This window comes from Micromonospora chalcea (assembly GCF_028768405.1).
GTDB classification, from domain to species: Bacteria; Actinomycetota; Actinomycetes; order Mycobacteriales; family Micromonosporaceae; genus Micromonospora; species Micromonospora chalcea.
In genome coordinates this window covers 3,449,329-3,465,281 of sequence record NZ_CP118233.1, presented here as the reverse complement: position 1 = coordinate 3,465,281, position 15,953 = coordinate 3,449,329, and the positions used below count along the sequence as shown (strand labels likewise).

The following is a 15,953-nucleotide window of genomic DNA, read 5'->3' as shown; positions in this document are numbered from 1 at the left end:
GCACTGTTCGTCTCCATCCCACTCGTCTCGCCGCGCCCCGCGGCACCGGTCTTTCCCGGCCCGCTCGTGACGGCCCGCTGAGAACCGAGTCTTCCATGCACGGACCGCTCCCGGTGGTCGAGGTCACGCTCTCATTCCGGTACCGGTCGATACGGCTGTGGGTGGAGGATCGGGAGTGACCGCGCCGGATCCCCGGCGCGACATTGTCGTGAAGGGATGACACCGTGACCGAACGTGTCACCGCGGACATGTGGTTCGACCCGCTGTGCCCGTGGGCCTGGATCACCTCCCGCTGGCTGCTCGAGGTCGAGCAGGTCCGGGACGTGGACATCCGGTTCCATGTGATGAGCCTGTCCGTGCTCAACGAGGGCCGGGACCTGCCGGAGGAGTACCAGGACCTGATGGTCAAGGGCTGGGGTCCGGTGCGGGTGTGCATCGCCGTCGAGCAGGCGCACGGCGCCGAGACGCTGGCGAAGCTCTACACCGCGATGGGCACCCGGATCCACCTCGGCAAGGAGGAACTGGGCCGCGACATGCTGGTCGGCGCGCTCACCGACGTCGGTCTGGACCCGGCGCTCGCCGACGCCGCCGAGTCCACCCAGTACGACGACGCGCTGCGGGCCAGCCACGAGGCGGGTATGCGGCCGGTCGGCACCGAGGTGGGCACGCCCGTGATCCACGCGCCGGGCCCGGACGGCGGGCAGGTCGCCTTCTTCGGCCCGGTGATCACCCCGGCGCCCAAGGGCGAGGCGGCCGGCCGGCTCTGGGACGGTGTGCTGCTGGTCTCCGCCACCCCCGGGTTCTACGAGCTCAAGCGCACCCGCGAGCAGGGCCCCATCTTCGACTGAGGGGTAAGGAAGGGCCCCTTCTTAACGCCTCCGGCAGCGGAAGGGCCCCTTGTTAACACCCGCAGCGCGCCCCGAGCCCCGCACCCGCCCGTCACCGGGCCGGTGCGGGGCTCGTTTCACCGGATGTCCCAGCCGACGGCCCACGCGGGGCCGCACCACGGCAGCTCCTGGAGGCGTTCCCATGGCTAAGCACCGCCGCATGTCCGACGACGCGCCGCAGCCGGCGACCGAGGACTCCGGTGCGACGTACTGGTCGGTGACCGAGAGCGACTGGCCGGCCGGCCCGGCCGAGGTGGCCGACCTGCTGGCCCCGCCGATCGTGGTCGGCGTGGCCCGGGTGGTGGCCACGTCGCGGATGACGCCGCCGGCCGAGACCGTCCGGCCCGGGCGGGCGCCGTCTCGTACCGGCGCCGCCGCGGGCGCGACGACGGTACGCCTCAACGCCGGCTCCCGCCCCGCCGCCCCGGCTCGCCGTCCGGTTCCGGGCCGGCACCGTAACCCCACCGCCTGAGCCGCCCTCCCGGTGTTAAGAAGGGGCCCTTCCTCTACCGGAGGCGTTAACAGGGGGCCCTTCCTTTCACCTGGTGGTAAGGGGGTGAGTCCGGCGGCGGGGGCGATCGGGGCCCGGGTAGCGTCAGCGGACATGACGGTCGTGCATCCGATCAACCGGGCCTGGATCACCACTGGCGGCACCGGCGCGCAGAACTACGACGAGTTCGCCGACGACGCGGAGATCACCTCCATCGTCGAGGCGAATCCGCACAGCGCGCTGGGCATCGAGATGCCCCACCGGGCGCCGGGCAGCCTCGGGAAGTCGTTCCTCGACGCGCTGCCGGACGCGGTGGCGCGCCTGGCCGAGGCGAAGGCGGACGGCAGCTACACGCCGGCCGAGCAGGTGGTGGTGCTCTACCGGATCAGCGCGCCGGGCGAGGAGAGCGCGTACGGGCTGTGGGCGATGGTCGACACCGACCAGATCTCCACCCGCGCCGACGAGCCGGGCCTGGTGATCCGCAACGAGGACGTGTTCATCGCCAAGGTGCGCGAGCGCGTCGCCCTGGCCGAGGCGCTCGGTCACCTGCTCTCGCCCGTACTCCTGCTCCAGACCGGTAGGGGCGACGAGCTGCACGCCGCGCTCGCGGCGGCGACCGAGGCGGCCGGGGCCCCCGCCGCGACCGACGTCGACCAGTCCGGTCGCACGCACGCCATCTGGCTGCTCGGCCCGGGTGCCACGCAGGACGAGCTGACCGCGCTCGCCGGCGGCGGGGAGCTGGTGGTCGCGGACGGCAACCACCGCAGCCTGGCCGCGCAGACCGGCGGGTTCCCGCGCTTCCTCGCGGTGGTCACCACGCCCGCGTCGGTCGCGATCCAGCCCTACAACCGGCTGGTCAGCGAGCTGACCACCACGCCGGAGGAGCTGCTCGACCGGCTGCGCGCGGCGGGCGCGGAGATCACCCCGGTGGACGGGCCGGTGGACGTGCCGGCCACCGGCGGCGTCGTGCGCCTCTACCTCGGCGGCCGGGGGTACGCGGTGACGCTGCCGCACGTCGGCGCGGGCCGGCTGGAGAACCTCGACCACGCGCTCGTCGAGCGCCTGCTGCTGCGCGACGCGCTGGGCCTCGACCCGGGCGACAAGCGGATCACGTACGTGGGCGGCGACTATCCGGCGAGCTGGCTCGTCGGTGAGGTCGACGCCGGCCGGGCCGAGCTGGCGGTGCTCGTCGCGCCGGTGACCGTCGACGACTTCGTCGCGGTGAACCTGGCCCGGGAGAAGATGCCCCGCAAGAGCACCTGGTTCACCCCGAAGGCGCGGGCCGGCCTGGTCGTGGCCGAGCTGCCGCACTGACCGTGTGACGTACCGCCTCCGGGTCGCCGCCGGTTCGCCGGCCCGGAGGCGGGCCTGTCAGACTGCGCGGTATGCGCGTCTACCTGGGATCCGACCACGCCGGTTTCGAGTTGAAGGTGCACCTCGCCAACCACCTGGCCAAGCAGGGCTACGAGGTGGTGGACGTGGGTCCGCACGCCTTCGACCCGGACGACGACTACCCGGCGTTCTGCCTGCACACCGGCGACCGGGTGGTCGGTGACCCGGGCAGCCTCGGCGTGGTCATCGGCGGCTCCGGCAACGGCGAGCAGATCGCCGCGAACAAGGTCGCCGGCGTCCGGGCGGCGCTGGCCTGGAACGTGGAGACCGCCCAGCTGGCCCGCGAGCACAACGACGCCAACGTCGTCGCGATCGGCGCCCGGCAGCACACGCTGGACGAGGCGACCGCGCTGGTCGAGGCGTTCCTGACCACGCCGTTCTCCGGCAACCCCCGGCACAGCCGGCGCATCGAGCAGGTGGCCGCCTACGAGCAGAGCCGCAAGCTGCCCGAGCTGCCCGCCTGACCGGACGCCGCCGGGCTCACCGCCCGTTGCGGGGCAGCTCCTCGCGGGGCACCCAGTTGCGCCGGATCAGCACCACCCGCTCCTCCGCCGCGGCGAGATCGTCGTCGGTGGGGCGGGCGGCGTCCCGTGCCCGCAGCGCGGCGGTGACGCTCACCTGCGACGAGCCGGAGCCGACCAGCCCGCGCAGCCCGCGCTCGCCCTCCTCGGCGGTCGGGGCGGCGCGGCGTCCGCGCGGCTCCGGCTCGCCCGGCCGGCCGCCGCGCGGGGCCCGGGGCGTCACGTCGTCGTGTACGGGGGCGGTGCTGGCCGTGGTGCCGTCGGCGCTGTCGGCCGGGGCGCCGGCCTCGCCGTGATGCCGTAGCCGTCGTCGCCGTCGCTCCGCCTCACCCATCCCCCGACCGTACCGCCCCCGACCCACCCGCGCCCGGGGTCGCGCGATCATGAAGTTGGCCGGGACGAACCGGACGGTTCACGCCGCCAACTTCATGATCGACGGGGAAAACGGGCGGGGCGGGCGGTCAGAAGACCTCCATGGGGGAGGGGGCGCGGTACCAGGTGAAGGCGGGCGTCAGCGCGGTCAGCGTGTCCGGGAGCAACTCCCGGACGCGGCCGGCGGCGGCCAGCGCGTACGGGTTCGCGCCGCCGAGGTACAGCTCACCGAGCGCGCGTACGTCACACGCCAGCCCGGCCGGTGCGGTGGTGGGCGTGCACTCCGCCCCGTCCGGGCCGCCGACCAGCCGCCAGCGGCCGGTGTTCTCCTTCAGCAGCTCGTCGGTGACCTCGATCACCACGTCCACGTCAGCGGCGTAGCGCCGGGCGGCGAGCGCGGCCGGCACGTCCACCACCCGCACCCAGAGCGCGTCGGCGAGATGCGGGGAGAGCTGGCGGGGTTCGTCCACCAGCCGCAGCAGCGGCTCGTCCAGGGCCGCGATCGGGAACGACAGCCGCCGGGTCAGGTCGACCGAGAGCAGCAGCCGCCACAACGCCGTGTACGCCTCCGGCGTCAGCGCCACCACCTCGCCGACCTGCGTCTCGGCCTGCGGGCCGGTGGCCGTCGAGCTGTCCTTCGTCCGGTAGAGCGCATATCCGTCGAGCCCGCCGGGGCCCTCGTGCAGCAGCACCCGGCGTTCGGTGGCGCCGCCCCGGTGCGCCTTCAGGTCCGCCAGCAGGTACGACCACCAGCGCTCGTCGCGGCGGGACCAGCCGGGGCGGTCGGCGCGCGCCTGCTCGTACAGCCGGGCCAGCTCGTCCCGGCGCGCCTCCGGACGGTCCAGACGCAGCCTGCCCTCGGCGGGCGCCGGGGCGGGCAGGCGCAGCCCCGTGGTGTCCACGGACAGCATGTACCGCGGTGCCGCCGACCCGTAGCCGAAGCGGGGATAGATGCGGCCCTCGCTGGCCCAGAGCACCGCGATCGGTTCCCGGCCGGCGTCGCGGACGTCCCGCAGCTGGCGGTGCATCAGCGCGGTGAGCAGGCCGCGCCGCCGGTGCGTCGGCGCGACAGCGACCATCGTCACGTGCGCGGCCGGCACGTTCGCGCCGGGTACGGCCAGTTCGCGGCTGAACGCGGCGGCGTTTGCCACGACCGTCCCGCCGTCGCGGACCAGTAACGACCGGTCCGGCTCGAAGATCGGGCGTTCGAGCGCCTGCACGTCGGGGTCCAGATCGCCGTGGAAGGCCAGCGCCAGCAGCGCCGCGATGTCGTCGAAGTCCTCAGCCCGGGATACCAGCACGTCAGTCACGGCACGTGTGTATCGCACCGCGATGGGGGTCGGCACCCTATTTGCGGGCTGGCTACCCTCGAAAGCGAGGCCGGGATCGGCCGAGGGGGAGGACGAGGATGGCGGACCAGACACAGCCGTGGGCCGAGCGCACCGTGGAGGTGCCGCCCCAGCCGGGGGTGGTGCCCCCGCAGCGGGACGCGTTCCAGCGCGGGGTGGCGGCGGTCGGTCAGCCGCGCACGCGGCGTACGCCCCGCACCGAGCAGTTCCCCACCGTCGAGCAGCACGGCGACTGGGCCGGTGAGCCGGCGCCGCGCCGGCCGATGAGCTGGCATCTCGCCCAGGCCCGCAAGGGCGGGGAGCTGAGCGCCGCCGGGGCCCTGTTCGCGTTCGTCTGCTGGGGCATCTGGGCGATCTCCGGGCGGGGCAACCTGATCGCGCCGCTGCTCACGTTCGTGCTCAGCCTGCTCACCGCGGTCGGCCTGTTCGCGCTGGCCCGGCTGCTGGGCCGGCTGATCCTGGAACGGCAGTTCGGCCGGGTGCGCCGCAGCGCCAAGGGTGCTCACCTGGTCACCGCGTTGTTCCTGGTCGGCGTGGGGGTGGCGTACCTGCAGCAGACCGAGTGGGTGGTCTCCGCCTGGAACTGGGTGACCGGCGTCTAGGTGACTGTCGTCCGTCCGGCCCGCGCCGGACGGACGACAGGGGCGTCGGCGTCAGAAGGTGGTCGGTGCGCCGGCCGTCTTGCAGGCGGCGTTGATGTCCTTGCTGGCCTTCTCCATGGCGGGGTTGTCGGCGGCGGTGCCCGGGTCGGCGGCTGAGCCCGCCTTGCCGGCTTCCGCGGCGAACTCCTTCAGGGCGGTGGCCGCCTTGCCGTCGCCGGCGGTCCCGGCGAGCTGGGTCACCCGGTCACCGAGCTCGGTCAGGATCGCGCCGGTCTGCTTCGTCAGGTCGCCGCCCGACTGCACGGCGGTCATGAGCTTCGCCCGCATGTCCTTGTTGATCTTCTCTGCGGCGGTGCAGAGTTCCTTGTCGCTCACGGCGGCCGCCGACGGCGAGGGGGCAGCCGACGAGGGGGTGGCGGAGGCCGAGGTGGCCGCCGGCCCGGCCGTGGTCGAGGGCTTCTCGTCGCCGCACGCGGCGAGCCCCAGCACGGCACAGGTCAGGAGGATCGGCAAGATCCGATTGGTTTTCACGCCTGCGCACGCTAGTCGACAGCCGTCGTCGATCAAACTCGGTTTGCCCCGGGATGCGCGGGCGGGCGGCATTCGCGCCGCCCGCCCGCGTGCCCGGCCGCGGTACGCCGCGACACCGGTCGTCTCTCCACCAGGACCGTGCTGGGTTACCCCGCCCCACGGGCTTCATCCGTCGCCCGTTGGGCTGAGCGGCCACCGCCCACCGCCGTGAGCGGCCGTTCAGCGAGCCGGGCCGTGCTTCCGGCGCACCGGACCCGTCCGGCCGTCGTGCCGGCGGTGCGCCGCGGCGCAGCATGACGGTATGGGCGCGTATCGATCAGCGTACGAGCGGAGCATCGCCGACCCGGCCGGTTTCTGGCGGGACGCGGCGGCCGACATCGACTGGGTCATCCCGCCGGAGCACATCCTCGACGAGGAGGCGGCGCCGCTGTACCGCTGGTTCCCCGACGGGGTGCTGAACACCTGTCACAACGCGCTGGACCGGCACGTCACCGCCGGGCGTGGCGACCAGCCCGCGTTGATCCACGACAGCCCGGTGACCGGCACGGTCCGCACGCTCACCTACGCCGAACTGCTCGCCGAGACCGCCCGGTTCGCCGGTGCGCTGCGCCGGCTCGGCGTCGGCCGGGGCGACCGGGTGCTGCTCTACCTGGCGATGGTCCCGGAGGCGGTGATCGCCATGCTGGCCTGCGCCCGGATCGGCGCGGTGCACTCGGTGGTATTCGGCGGCTTCGCCGCGCACGAGCTGGCCGTCCGGATCGACGACGCGCGGCCGAAGGTGGTGGTGGCGACCTCCTGCGGCATCGAGGCCGACCGGGTGGTGCCGTACCACCCGATCCTGGCCGCCGCGCTGGACGAGGCCGGGCACGCGCCGGAGCGCTGCGTGGTGGTGCAGCGCCCGCAGGAACCGGCTCCGCTGGTGCCGGGCCGCGACCTGACCTGGGCCGAGGTGATGGCGGACGCGGAACCGGCGCCGTGCGAGCCGGTGGCCGCCACGGACCCGCTCTACGTCCTCTACACCTCCGGCACCACCGGCCGGCCCAAGGGCGTGGTGCGGGACAACGGCGGGCACGCGGTGGCGTTGCGCTGGTCGATGCGCAACGTCTACGGCATCGAGCCGGGCGAGGTCTTCTGGGCCGCCTCCGACGTGGGCTGGGTGGTCGGCCACTCCTACATCGTGTACGCGCCGCTGCTCACCGGCGCGACCACCGTGCTCTACGAGGGCAAGCCGGTCGGCACCCCCGACGCCGGGGCCTTCTGGCGGGTCGCCGCCGAGCACCGGGTGGCGGCCCTGTTCACCGCGCCCACCGCGATCCGGGCGATCCGCCGCCAGGACCCGGACGGCGCGTACATCGACCGGTACGACCTGAGCGCGCTGCGTACCCTCTTCCTCGCCGGTGAGCGGCTGGACCCGGACACCTGGGCCTGGGCGGGGCAGCGGCTCGGCGTACCCGTGGTCGACAACTGGTGGCAGACGGAGACCGGCTGGCCGGTGGCGGCCAACCCGCGCGGCCTGGAGCCGCTGCCGATCAAGCCGGGGTCGCCGACGGTGCCGGTGCCCGGCTACGACGTGCGCGTGGTCGACGGCGCGGGCCGGGACGTGCCGCCCGGCACGGACGGCTCGATCGTGATCCGGCTGCCGCTGCCGCCCGGCTGCCTGCCCACGCTCTGGGGTGACGACGAGCGGTTCGTCCGCTCCTACCTGTCGACGTTCCCCGGTCACTACCTGACCGGTGACGGCGGCCGGTTCGACGAGGACGGCTACCTGTACGTGATGGGCCGCACCGACGACGTCATAAACGTGGCCGGGCACCGCCTGTCCACCGGCGCGATGGAGGAGGTCCTGGCGACGCACCCGGCGGTGGCCGAGTGCGCGGTGATCGGCGTGGCCGACGCGCTGAAGGGGCAGGTGCCCAGCGGGTACGTGGTGCTCAAGGCCGGCGCCGACGTGGACCCGGACGCGCTCGCCGCCGAACTGGTCGCGCTGGTCCGGCAGCGGATCGGCCCGGTGGCCGCGTTCCGCCGGGTGACTGTGGTGCCGGCGCTGCCCAAGACCCGTTCCGGGAAGATCCTGCGGCGCACCATGCGGGGCCTGGTCGAGGGGCGCGACGAGCCGGTCCCGGCGACCATCGACGACCCGGGCGCGCTCACCGTCTTCCGCGACCTCGGCGCCGCGGACCGGGACGGGCAGGGCTGACGCGGTCCCCGGCCGGACTTCCACCGGCCGGGGACCGCCTGCCCTCAGCGCCGGACCGGGTTGCTCGCCGCGTAGTCGCGGGCGACGCGGACCAGCTCCACCAGGCCGCCGGCGTACTCCTGCGCCTCGCCGTGCGCCTCGTCGAACGGCGGCTGGAAGCCGACGCCCTCCCACTGGCCGGTGGCCTCGTTCCACCTGTCGTTGCCGACCTCGAAGTCCCAGGCGAAGATGCCCAGCTCGTAGTAGAGCTGGTCGGCCGAGTTGCCGGCCGCCGAGTAGAGCACGTCGGCGACCGGGCCGGTCTGCGACGGCCAGGTGACGGTGCCGCGCTCGGCCGCGATGGCCCCGACGATGCGCCGGGCGCTGGCCAGGAACAGCGTCGACTCGTCGATCGACGGGCGCGGCAGCGTCACCCGCCCGTCGGCCTTGTACGCCCCGGGCGGCCACATGAAGTAACCGCCGTACGAGTGCACGTTCATCGCGAACTTGATGTTCGGGTGCGCCTTGGCCAGGTCGATCACGTTGCGGCTCTCCGGCTCGGACAGCTCCGCCGTGCCCGCGTAGTTGCCGGCCAGGCAGTTCGTGCTCGCGCCCACGTACCCGTCGAACAGGGATCCGACCGTGTAGTTCCGGTTGACGTCGACGCCCCACATGTTCCGGTACTTCGGGTCCCGCGCTTCACCGGCGCAGTGGTTGACCAGGTTCTTGCGCTGGAAGTTGTAGTCGTGGAACGAGTAGTTCGCGCCGTCCGGGTTGACCGTCGGGATGACGAACACGTCCACCTGCTCCAGCAGCTTGCGGGTCGCCGCGTCGGTGCGGGCGTTGGCGAGCAGCCGCTCGGCGAACTCCAGCGTGACGAGCGGGGTGGCCCACTCGCGGGCGTGCTCCTGCGAGTACGCCAGCACGCCGATCCGGGAGCCGTCACGGTGCTTGCCGATGCGCAGTGCCTGCACGGTCCACGGCCGGGCCGGCACCTCGGTGCCCTGCAACCCGTCGTCGAGGCGTACCGGCCCGGTGACCGGCATCGGCAGCCCGGCCGAGCCCTCCTCCACAGTGGCCCGGAAGCGGGCGCCGCGCGGCGCGTTGATCAGGGCGGCGACGTCGTCGGTGGTGCTCGTCACCTTGCCCGCCCGGTCGGTGGCCAGCGAAATCGTGAGCACCCGGTCCCGGTAGCGCATGCTCAGCGGCCGGCTCGGCCGGCCCGGGTCGACGGTGCGTACCTGCACGCCGTTCATGCCCTGGTCGCCGAAGCGGACCGACTCCACCACCACGGCGGCGGCCGCCGGGTCACCCAGGTAGGCGGCGGCGTTGCGGCGGTAGCCCTGCGTCTTGTTCGGCAGGTCGATCACGTCGACCAGGTCGCGGTACTGGCGGCCGAGCCGGGCGATGCGCGCCTTGATGTCGACCGGCGTCAGGTACGCGTCGATGAAGTCCTTCTGGTAGCCGGCCGGCTGCGGCGGCGGGGAGGCGTTCGGCCAGAGCGACGGCGTGACCGGCCGGCTCGTCCCGCCCAGGCTGGACGTGGCGGTGAACTGCACGGGCCGGCCGGGCGCCGGCTGCGGCAGCGCGTAGTGGTACTGGTATTCGCCCGAGTCCTCGAAGCGGTACAGCGGGAACGAGCCGGTGGCGCCGTCGGCGGTACGCCAGGTGACGGTGATCTCCACGTCGGGGTCGTCGCTGGCGGTGGTGGCAACCTGCGCCTGGACGAACGTCCGCCCGCCGGTGGTCCACCAGTACGCCTGGAGGAACTGGAGCGTGTCGACAGCGGCGGCGCCGCTCGCGCGCAGCCCGGTGCGGGTGCGCTCCTGGGCGGCGCGGCGGCTCTCGGCGATCCGCCGGGTGCCGTCGTCGGCCCGCTGTACGACCTGCAGGGCGGTCGCGCCCTGCCGGGTGAGGTCGGCGAGCTGCCGGCCGGTGAGGACCAGGTCGGCGATCAGCTTGCCGTCCCGCGAGCGGGGACGGTTGGCCAGGTCCGCGCCGCCGGCGACCAGGCGGTCGAGCTGGGCCCGGTCGGCGAGCTGCACGCGGACCAGCGCGGTCTCGGTGGGGGCGAGGGTGAGCGCGGGGGCGGCCGGCGCGGCGGCGCCGGGGCCGGGATGGGACAGGACAGCGGCGATCAGGATGCTGGTGGTGGCGAGTGCGGTCCACCGTCGTCGGACGAACACGGGGCCTCCTGACGAACGTCGATCTCTCTGCCGTTCACACCAGCCGAGGCATCGATCGCTGTCAAGCTCACTTCCGGTCAGCCGGCGAACCGGTACAACCGGAACTCCTTCTCCGCGCCGCACACCAGCATCTCGGTGTTCCACGAGCAGGACTCGCTGCGGATCTGCTTGAGCTGCCCCATCTCGACCGGCTTGCCGTCCACCGCCGTCCCGGCGAGGACCCGGTCGTCCTCGTACGCGCTCGGCGCCTCGGAGAAGATCAGCAGGTTGCCGGCGTCCAGCCGGACCGCGAACCCGTCCCGGTCCCGCATCACCTTCGCCGTGCCGTCCGGCGCGAACAGCGTCACCGCGTCCGGCGAGCCCTGCACGGCCAGCACGTGCTCACCGACCGGCACCAGCGACTCGGCGCCCGGCGCCGGCCACTGCCGGTTGCCCTCACCCTCGGTCGCCGCCACCACCCGGGTGCCGTCGGCGCCGCCGGCGGGCGTCTCCAGCAGACACACGCGACGTTCCCCGCAGGTGACCAGATCCTTCACCCGGCCGCCCTGCTCCGGCGCCTCGTACAGCACGCCGGGCGTGCCGAGGCTGCCCAGGTCGTAGGAGAGCAGCCGCAGGCCACGGTCGTCCTCCGCCACGTACAGCCGGTCGTCGCGGGCGGCCATCGGGTCGTCGAGGCCGGCCACGTTGCCCCGGTCCTTGAGGACCTTTCCGCTGCGCAGGTCCAGGACCCGGACCGAGCGGTCCGCGCCGACCTGCACCAGCCGGTCCGCCTTCCCCGCCCACGGGGCGAGCGGCGAGCCCTCGGCGTCACCGGGCCCGTCCAGCGCCGCGCCGGTGCCGACCGGCAGCACCTTCGTACGGGCGTCGCCGTACTCGGTGCGCGGGTTGCGCCGCTCCCACCGCTGCCGGCCGTCGTCCAACCGCAGCCCGACCAGGCGCTCGCCGGCCCGGTCCACCCGGACCACCGTGTCGGCCCCGAAGAACAGCGCGTCGTCGCGGCCCACGTCCGTCTGCCAGCGCTGCTCGCCGGAATCGCCGTCGAGCACCGCGAGCACGCGCGGAGTGCCGCTGCCGGTGGCGTCGCCAAGGACGAGCAGCCCGTCGGGCAGCGCCCGGATCCCCGCCCACCGCTGCGTGGCCGCGTCGGTCCGCTTCTCCCAGACCGTCCTGCCGGTGGCCGCCTCGACGGCCGTCACGTGGAGGTGGTCGTCGGGCAGCGAACGGGCCAGGTAGGCGCGCTCCCCGAGCGTCGCGGTGAACATCTGGCCCGGCCGCGTGTCACCGGCGGCCACCGTCCTCACCAGCTCGGCGGTGTGGAAGTCCAGCGCCGGGTGCCGGTCCCGGAACACCCAGAGCAGCACCGACGCCGCCACGGCGACGACCACGAGACCCGCGCCGAGCGCGAACCACCGGCCGCGCCGGGGCCGGCCGCCGCCGGGCCGGACACCGCCCGGAGCGGGGGAGAAAGGCGCCCCGGGTACGCCGGGACCGGGCCCCGCCGGCGGCCATCCACCGCCGGGCGGTGGCATCCCGGGTACGCCGGGTCCGGCGTGGTGCGCGGCGGGCGCTGCCCCCGGCGGCACGAAACCGGGGACGCCCGGAGTGCCGTCGTACCTCGGGTGCGGGACCGGACCTCCGGCGAGCGGCGTGCCGTCGTACCTGGTGGCGGGGGTCTGCGGGACGGGCCCATCGGCGACCAGCGTGCCGTGAGGTCCGGCGGAGGCCGCGTCCGTACCGCCGAGCGGCGCGGTCGGGTTCGTCCTGGTCGCACCGGCGGGGACCGTGGCGGCGCTCGCCGTGCCGGCGTCGGTCCCGCCCGGCGCGGGCCCTGTCGGTTCGGGCTGCGTGGGCGCGGGCTGGGCGGACGCCAGCTGGACCGGCGCGGCCGGGCGCCCGGACCGGCGGGGCAGCGGCAGGTCGGTGAGCGCGCCCTCGGCGACTGGCATCTCCGGCTGCTCCAGCACCGTCGGCGCGATGCCCAGCTCGGCGTGCAGCAGCCGGGCCACCAGCGGCACCCGGGTCGACCCGCCGACCAGGAACAGGCCGCTGAGCTGCTCCGGTCGCAGCCCGGCGGCGGCGGTCACCTCCCGGGTCTCCGTCACCGCCCGGGCCAGCAGCGGCGCGGCGAGGCGTTCGAAGTCCTCCCGGGGCAGCGGCACCGCCGCCTCCACCCCCGGTACGGCCACCGGCGCCACCATGGCCCGGGACAGCATCTCCTTCGCGCCGCGCACGTTGTCCCAGAGCTGCTGGCGGTCCCGCCGCTCGGCGGTCGTCGTCGCCTCGGTCAGCCGGGCCCACGCACGCGGGTGGGCCGGGCCGACCAGCTCGCCGAGCCGCCCGAGCAGGGCCGCGTCCAGGTCCAGGCCGCCGAGGTCGGGAATGCCGCCGGTGGCGACCAGTTGGAAGCCGGAGTCGCCCCACGGGTCGGCGCCCTCGTTGCGCAGCACCGCCACGTCGAGCGTGCCGCCGCCGAAGTCGAACACCGCCACCGAACCGCCCACCGGCACCGGCCGGCGCAGCACCTGCGTGAAGTAGCGCGCCGCGGCCACCGGCTCGCGCAGCAGGCGGGTGCCGGGCGCGATCGGCCCGGCCAGCGTGTGCTCGGCCGCGGCCGGCCAGCCGGCGAGTTCCAGCGCGTCGTGCAGCACCTGACGGCGGGCCGGCGTCCAGGCCGCCGGGTGGGTGACCACCGCCGGGGGCAGCATCCCGACCGCCGCCACCGCCGCGTCCGCGACCGCGCGCAGCGTCGCGGCCAGCAGCTCCGCCGGCCGGTACGCCCGCCCACCCAGCTCGACGGTCTCCTCGTCGACCCGGCGCTTCGGGTTCGGCTCGTAGCCGGCCGGGTCGGCCTGCGCCAGGCGCTGCGCGTCCCGCCCGACGTGCAGGTGACCGTCCGCGTCGGCGTACACGCCGGACGGCAGGATCGGATGGCCGTCGACGAGCACCGGCCGGGTCCGCCCGTCCGGCCAGCGCAGCACCGCCACGGTGTTCGAGGTCCCGAGGTCCACGCCGAGGGCGAAACCGTCCTGCTGGCCTGCCATCCGCGGCTACCTCCACCACCCGACGAGGATGTCCGGCCCGCATCGTACGCAGGCCACGCCGCCTCGCCGTTCACCCGGCCCGGGGGAATGGACTGGCCCGTCCGGCCCTGCGCCGCATACCGTCGCCGTCATGAGGGTGATCTCCGTCAACGTGGGCCGACCGCAACCGAACCCGTGGAAGGGCATCAGGGCCACCGGCATCGACAAGCGGCCCGTGGACGGCCGGGTCGCCGTCACCGCGCCCGGACCGAAGGGCACCGGCGATGTCGGGCTGGCCGGCGACCGGGTCTACGACGTGGCCCACCACGGCGGCACCGACCAGGCGGTCTACGCGTACGCGCGGGAGGACCTCGACCACTGGGAGGCCGAGCTGGGCCGCCCGCTCGCCGACGGCAGCTTCGGCGAGAACCTGACCACCAGCGGGCTGGACGTCAACGGCGCGCTGATCGGCGAGCGGTGGCGGATCGGCCCGGACCTGGTGCTGGAGGTCACCTGCCCGCGCATCCCCTGCGGGACGTTCCAGGGGTGGCTGGGCGAACGCGGCTGGATCAAGCGGTTCACCGAGGAGGTACGGCCCGGGGCGTACCTGCGGGTGGTCACGCCGGGCAGCGTCGGGGCCGGCGACCCGGTCGAGGTCGTGCACCGGCCCGGCCACGACGTGACGGTGGCGCTGGTGTTCCGGGCCACGACGCTGGAGACGGAGCTGCTGCCCCGGCTGCTGGTGGCCGACGCGCTGCCCGAGGAGGACATGGCACGGATCCGCCGCCGCCTGTCCTGACCGGCGGTCAGGGCTGTCCGCGTCCGGTCCGCCGCCTGGCCGCCACCACCAGCCCGGCGGCGGCGAGCGCCGCCACCGTCGCGCCGCCGACGATCCACCAGGCAGGCGGTCCCGCGGCCCGCGTCCGCTCAGCCGTGGCGACGGACGGCGTGGTGGCCGCCGCCGGGCTCGACAGCTCGCGGATTCCGGCGCACACGCCGGTGGCGCCACCATACGAGTTCACCCGGTACCGGGTGCCGAGGCGGAAGGCGTAGCCGCAGGCGGCCTCGCCGGGCGAGACGCGCAGCGTGAGGCTGTTCCCGACCTGGGCGCCGCCCTTCTCGACGGACTCGACGGTGAGCCGGATCGCCCTGTCGGTCACCTGCGAGACGGTGCCGACGACGGTGCTGTCGGCGTTGGCGTCCTGTTCGGTGGTGGACCCGACGCACGAGCACGCCCACGCGGGTTTCGGGGGTGACATGACGACGACGAGGCCGAGAGCTGCCAGGGCGACGACAAGCAGGGCACGAAGTCTCATGGCCGCTTCGACGTCGTCCGATCCCCGCCGGTTCCGCGCCGCTTGACGTCAACCGGACTTCAGGTCGGACGCTTGCCGACGTGCTGAACTCCGTACTCGACGAGGCGTACGAGCGCGTACGCCACACCGGTCCCGAGCGCGACGGGTGGCTGTCCAACCACGTGCCGATGGCGGCGGAGGCGCTGGTGCGCCACGGCCACGGGCGGGCGGTGCACCGCTGGATCGACGCGTACGCCGACCGGCTGGAGGAACGCCCGCGCGGCATCCGGCGTATCGCACCCGCGGAGTGGCGCGACCCGCTCGGCGACCCGGTGCGTACCGGCGACTGGCTCGACCTCTTCGACCGAGAGCTGGCCGGCGAGCCGTGGCGCGACGTGCTGGCCCGCTGGTGGCCGCGCCTGCTGCCGGGCATCGCCGCCGGGGCCACCCACGGCGTCATCCGGGACGGCCACGCCGTACGAGCCCTGATCGACGCCGAGACCGGACCGCGGGTCACCGAACTCGGCCACGGGCTCGCCTACTGGGCCGCCCGCTGGCAGCCACTCGCGCCGCCAGGCGCCGGGCCGTACCCGGTGACAGACGCGCGGTCCGCGCTCGACGCGGTGCCCCGCGTACCCGATCAGCGGTTCGGCATCCGGTCCCGCCTGGCGCAACTGGCCGACCTGACCCGGTGGCCGGCGGTGGCGGCGGCGGTGCCCGGCGACGCGGCCGACGACGCGCCCACCCGGCTCGCGGCGGTCGTTGACGCCGCCGTGCTCCGGCACGGCACCCACGGGTACGCCGCCCGGTCATGCTCGTGCACGCGGCGACCGCGCCGAACGCCGTGCTCCGTGCCCTGCCGGCCGTGCCGCCGCCGCTGTGGCAGCCGAGTCTGGCCGCCGCCTGGGCGGCGACCGCCGCCGTCACCGCCGCCTACGCCCCGGTCGAGGCTCGTGCCCTCCCACCGGCCGCCGGGCCGGAACTCGGCGAGGCCATGGCGCGTGCGCTGGACACCGGGGACGCGCACGCGATCAAATTCATCGACACCCTGAGCGATGCGTACGCCCGCAGCGGTGACCCGGTCCTGCGCGCCGTCGCCGCCCGATCCGTCGAGCAGATCGCCGCCGACTGA

Annotated in this window: 13 protein-coding genes and 1 pseudogene; 8 read left to right on the top strand and 6 right to left on the bottom strand. The window is 74.7% G+C overall.

The window, feature by feature from the left end; genetic code table 11:
- Positions 1-224 precede the first annotated feature (224 nt).
- From PVK74_RS14985 to PVK74_RS14970, 4 genes are all read left to right on the top strand, one after another.
- Positions 225-848, top strand: coding sequence for a mycothiol-dependent nitroreductase Rv2466c family protein (locus tag PVK74_RS14985; protein WP_043328926.1), 624 nt, complete (start codon positions 225-227; stop codon positions 846-848).
- Positions 849-1,029: 181 nt separating this feature from the next.
- Positions 1,030-1,359, top strand: coding sequence for a hypothetical protein (locus PVK74_RS14980; RefSeq protein ID WP_069087302.1), 330 nt, complete (start codon positions 1,030-1,032; stop codon positions 1,357-1,359).
- Positions 1,360-1,491: 132 nt separating this feature from the next.
- Positions 1,492-2,691 (top strand): DUF1015 family protein, encoded by a 1,200-nt coding sequence (locus tag PVK74_RS14975; RefSeq protein ID WP_069087303.1) that lies wholly within the window; start codon positions 1,492-1,494, stop codon positions 2,689-2,691.
- Positions 2,692-2,762: 71 nt separating this feature from the next.
- Positions 2,763-3,233: a ribose-5-phosphate isomerase gene (locus tag PVK74_RS14970; RefSeq protein WP_043328932.1), complete on the top strand. Its 471-nt coding sequence runs from the start codon at positions 2,763-2,765 to the stop codon at positions 3,231-3,233.
- 16 nt (positions 3,234-3,249) lie between these two features.
- Here the strand turns inward: PVK74_RS14970 and PVK74_RS14965 are convergent, their stop codons facing one another.
- Positions 3,250-3,624 (bottom strand): hypothetical protein, encoded by a 375-nt coding sequence (locus tag PVK74_RS14965; RefSeq protein WP_043328934.1) that lies wholly within the window; start codon positions 3,622-3,624, stop codon positions 3,250-3,252.
- A 127-nt stretch (positions 3,625-3,751) separates the two neighbouring features.
- A complete protein-coding gene (locus tag PVK74_RS14960) occupies positions 3,752-4,972 on the bottom strand; it encodes a GNAT family N-acetyltransferase (RefSeq protein ID WP_274476633.1) in 1,221 nt (406 codons plus the stop codon).
- Between the two features lie 98 nt (positions 4,973-5,070).
- Between PVK74_RS14960 and PVK74_RS14955 the strand changes: the two genes are divergently transcribed.
- The gene (locus tag PVK74_RS14955) at positions 5,071-5,613 is read left to right on the top strand and encodes a hypothetical protein (protein WP_069087304.1); all 543 of its coding nucleotides are present in this window, start codon (positions 5,071-5,073) and stop codon (positions 5,611-5,613) included.
- A 51-nt stretch (positions 5,614-5,664) separates the two neighbouring features.
- Here the strand turns inward: PVK74_RS14955 and PVK74_RS14950 are convergent, their stop codons facing one another.
- Complete coding sequence (locus PVK74_RS14950; protein ID WP_233607717.1) at positions 5,665-6,180, bottom strand: hypothetical protein; 516 nt, start codon at positions 6,178-6,180, stop codon at positions 5,665-5,667.
- Between the two features lie 265 nt (positions 6,181-6,445).
- On the opposite strand from PVK74_RS14950, the gene PVK74_RS14945 reads away from it, so the two are divergent.
- Complete coding sequence (locus tag PVK74_RS14945) at positions 6,446-8,341, top strand: propionyl-CoA synthetase (protein WP_274476631.1); 1,896 nt, start codon at positions 6,446-6,448, stop codon at positions 8,339-8,341.
- Between the two features lie 44 nt (positions 8,342-8,385).
- On the opposite strand, the gene PVK74_RS14940 is transcribed toward PVK74_RS14945, so the two are convergent.
- Positions 8,386-10,506, bottom strand: coding sequence for a M14 family zinc carboxypeptidase (locus PVK74_RS14940; protein WP_209962945.1), 2,121 nt, complete (start codon positions 10,504-10,506; stop codon positions 8,386-8,388).
- 77 nt (positions 10,507-10,583) lie between these two features.
- On the bottom strand, positions 10,584-13,547 hold the full coding sequence (locus tag PVK74_RS14935) for an Hsp70 family protein (RefSeq protein ID WP_274476630.1): 2,964 nt from the start codon (positions 13,545-13,547) through the stop codon (positions 10,584-10,586).
- Between the two features lie 130 nt (positions 13,548-13,677).
- On the opposite strand from PVK74_RS14935, the gene PVK74_RS14930 reads away from it, so the two are divergent.
- A complete protein-coding gene (locus PVK74_RS14930) occupies positions 13,678-14,325 on the top strand; it encodes an MOSC domain-containing protein (protein WP_274476628.1) in 648 nt (215 codons plus the stop codon).
- A gap of 7 nt (positions 14,326-14,332) precedes the next feature.
- Here the strand turns inward: PVK74_RS14930 and PVK74_RS14925 are convergent, their stop codons facing one another.
- Entirely contained in the window at positions 14,333-14,842 is a 510-nt protein-coding gene (locus PVK74_RS14925; RefSeq protein WP_113974824.1) for a hypothetical protein, read from the bottom strand.
- 80 nt (positions 14,843-14,922) lie between these two features.
- On the opposite strand from PVK74_RS14925, the pseudogene PVK74_RS31140 reads away from it, so the two are divergent.
- Positions 14,923-15,953: pseudogene (locus PVK74_RS31140) on the top strand (questin oxidase family protein).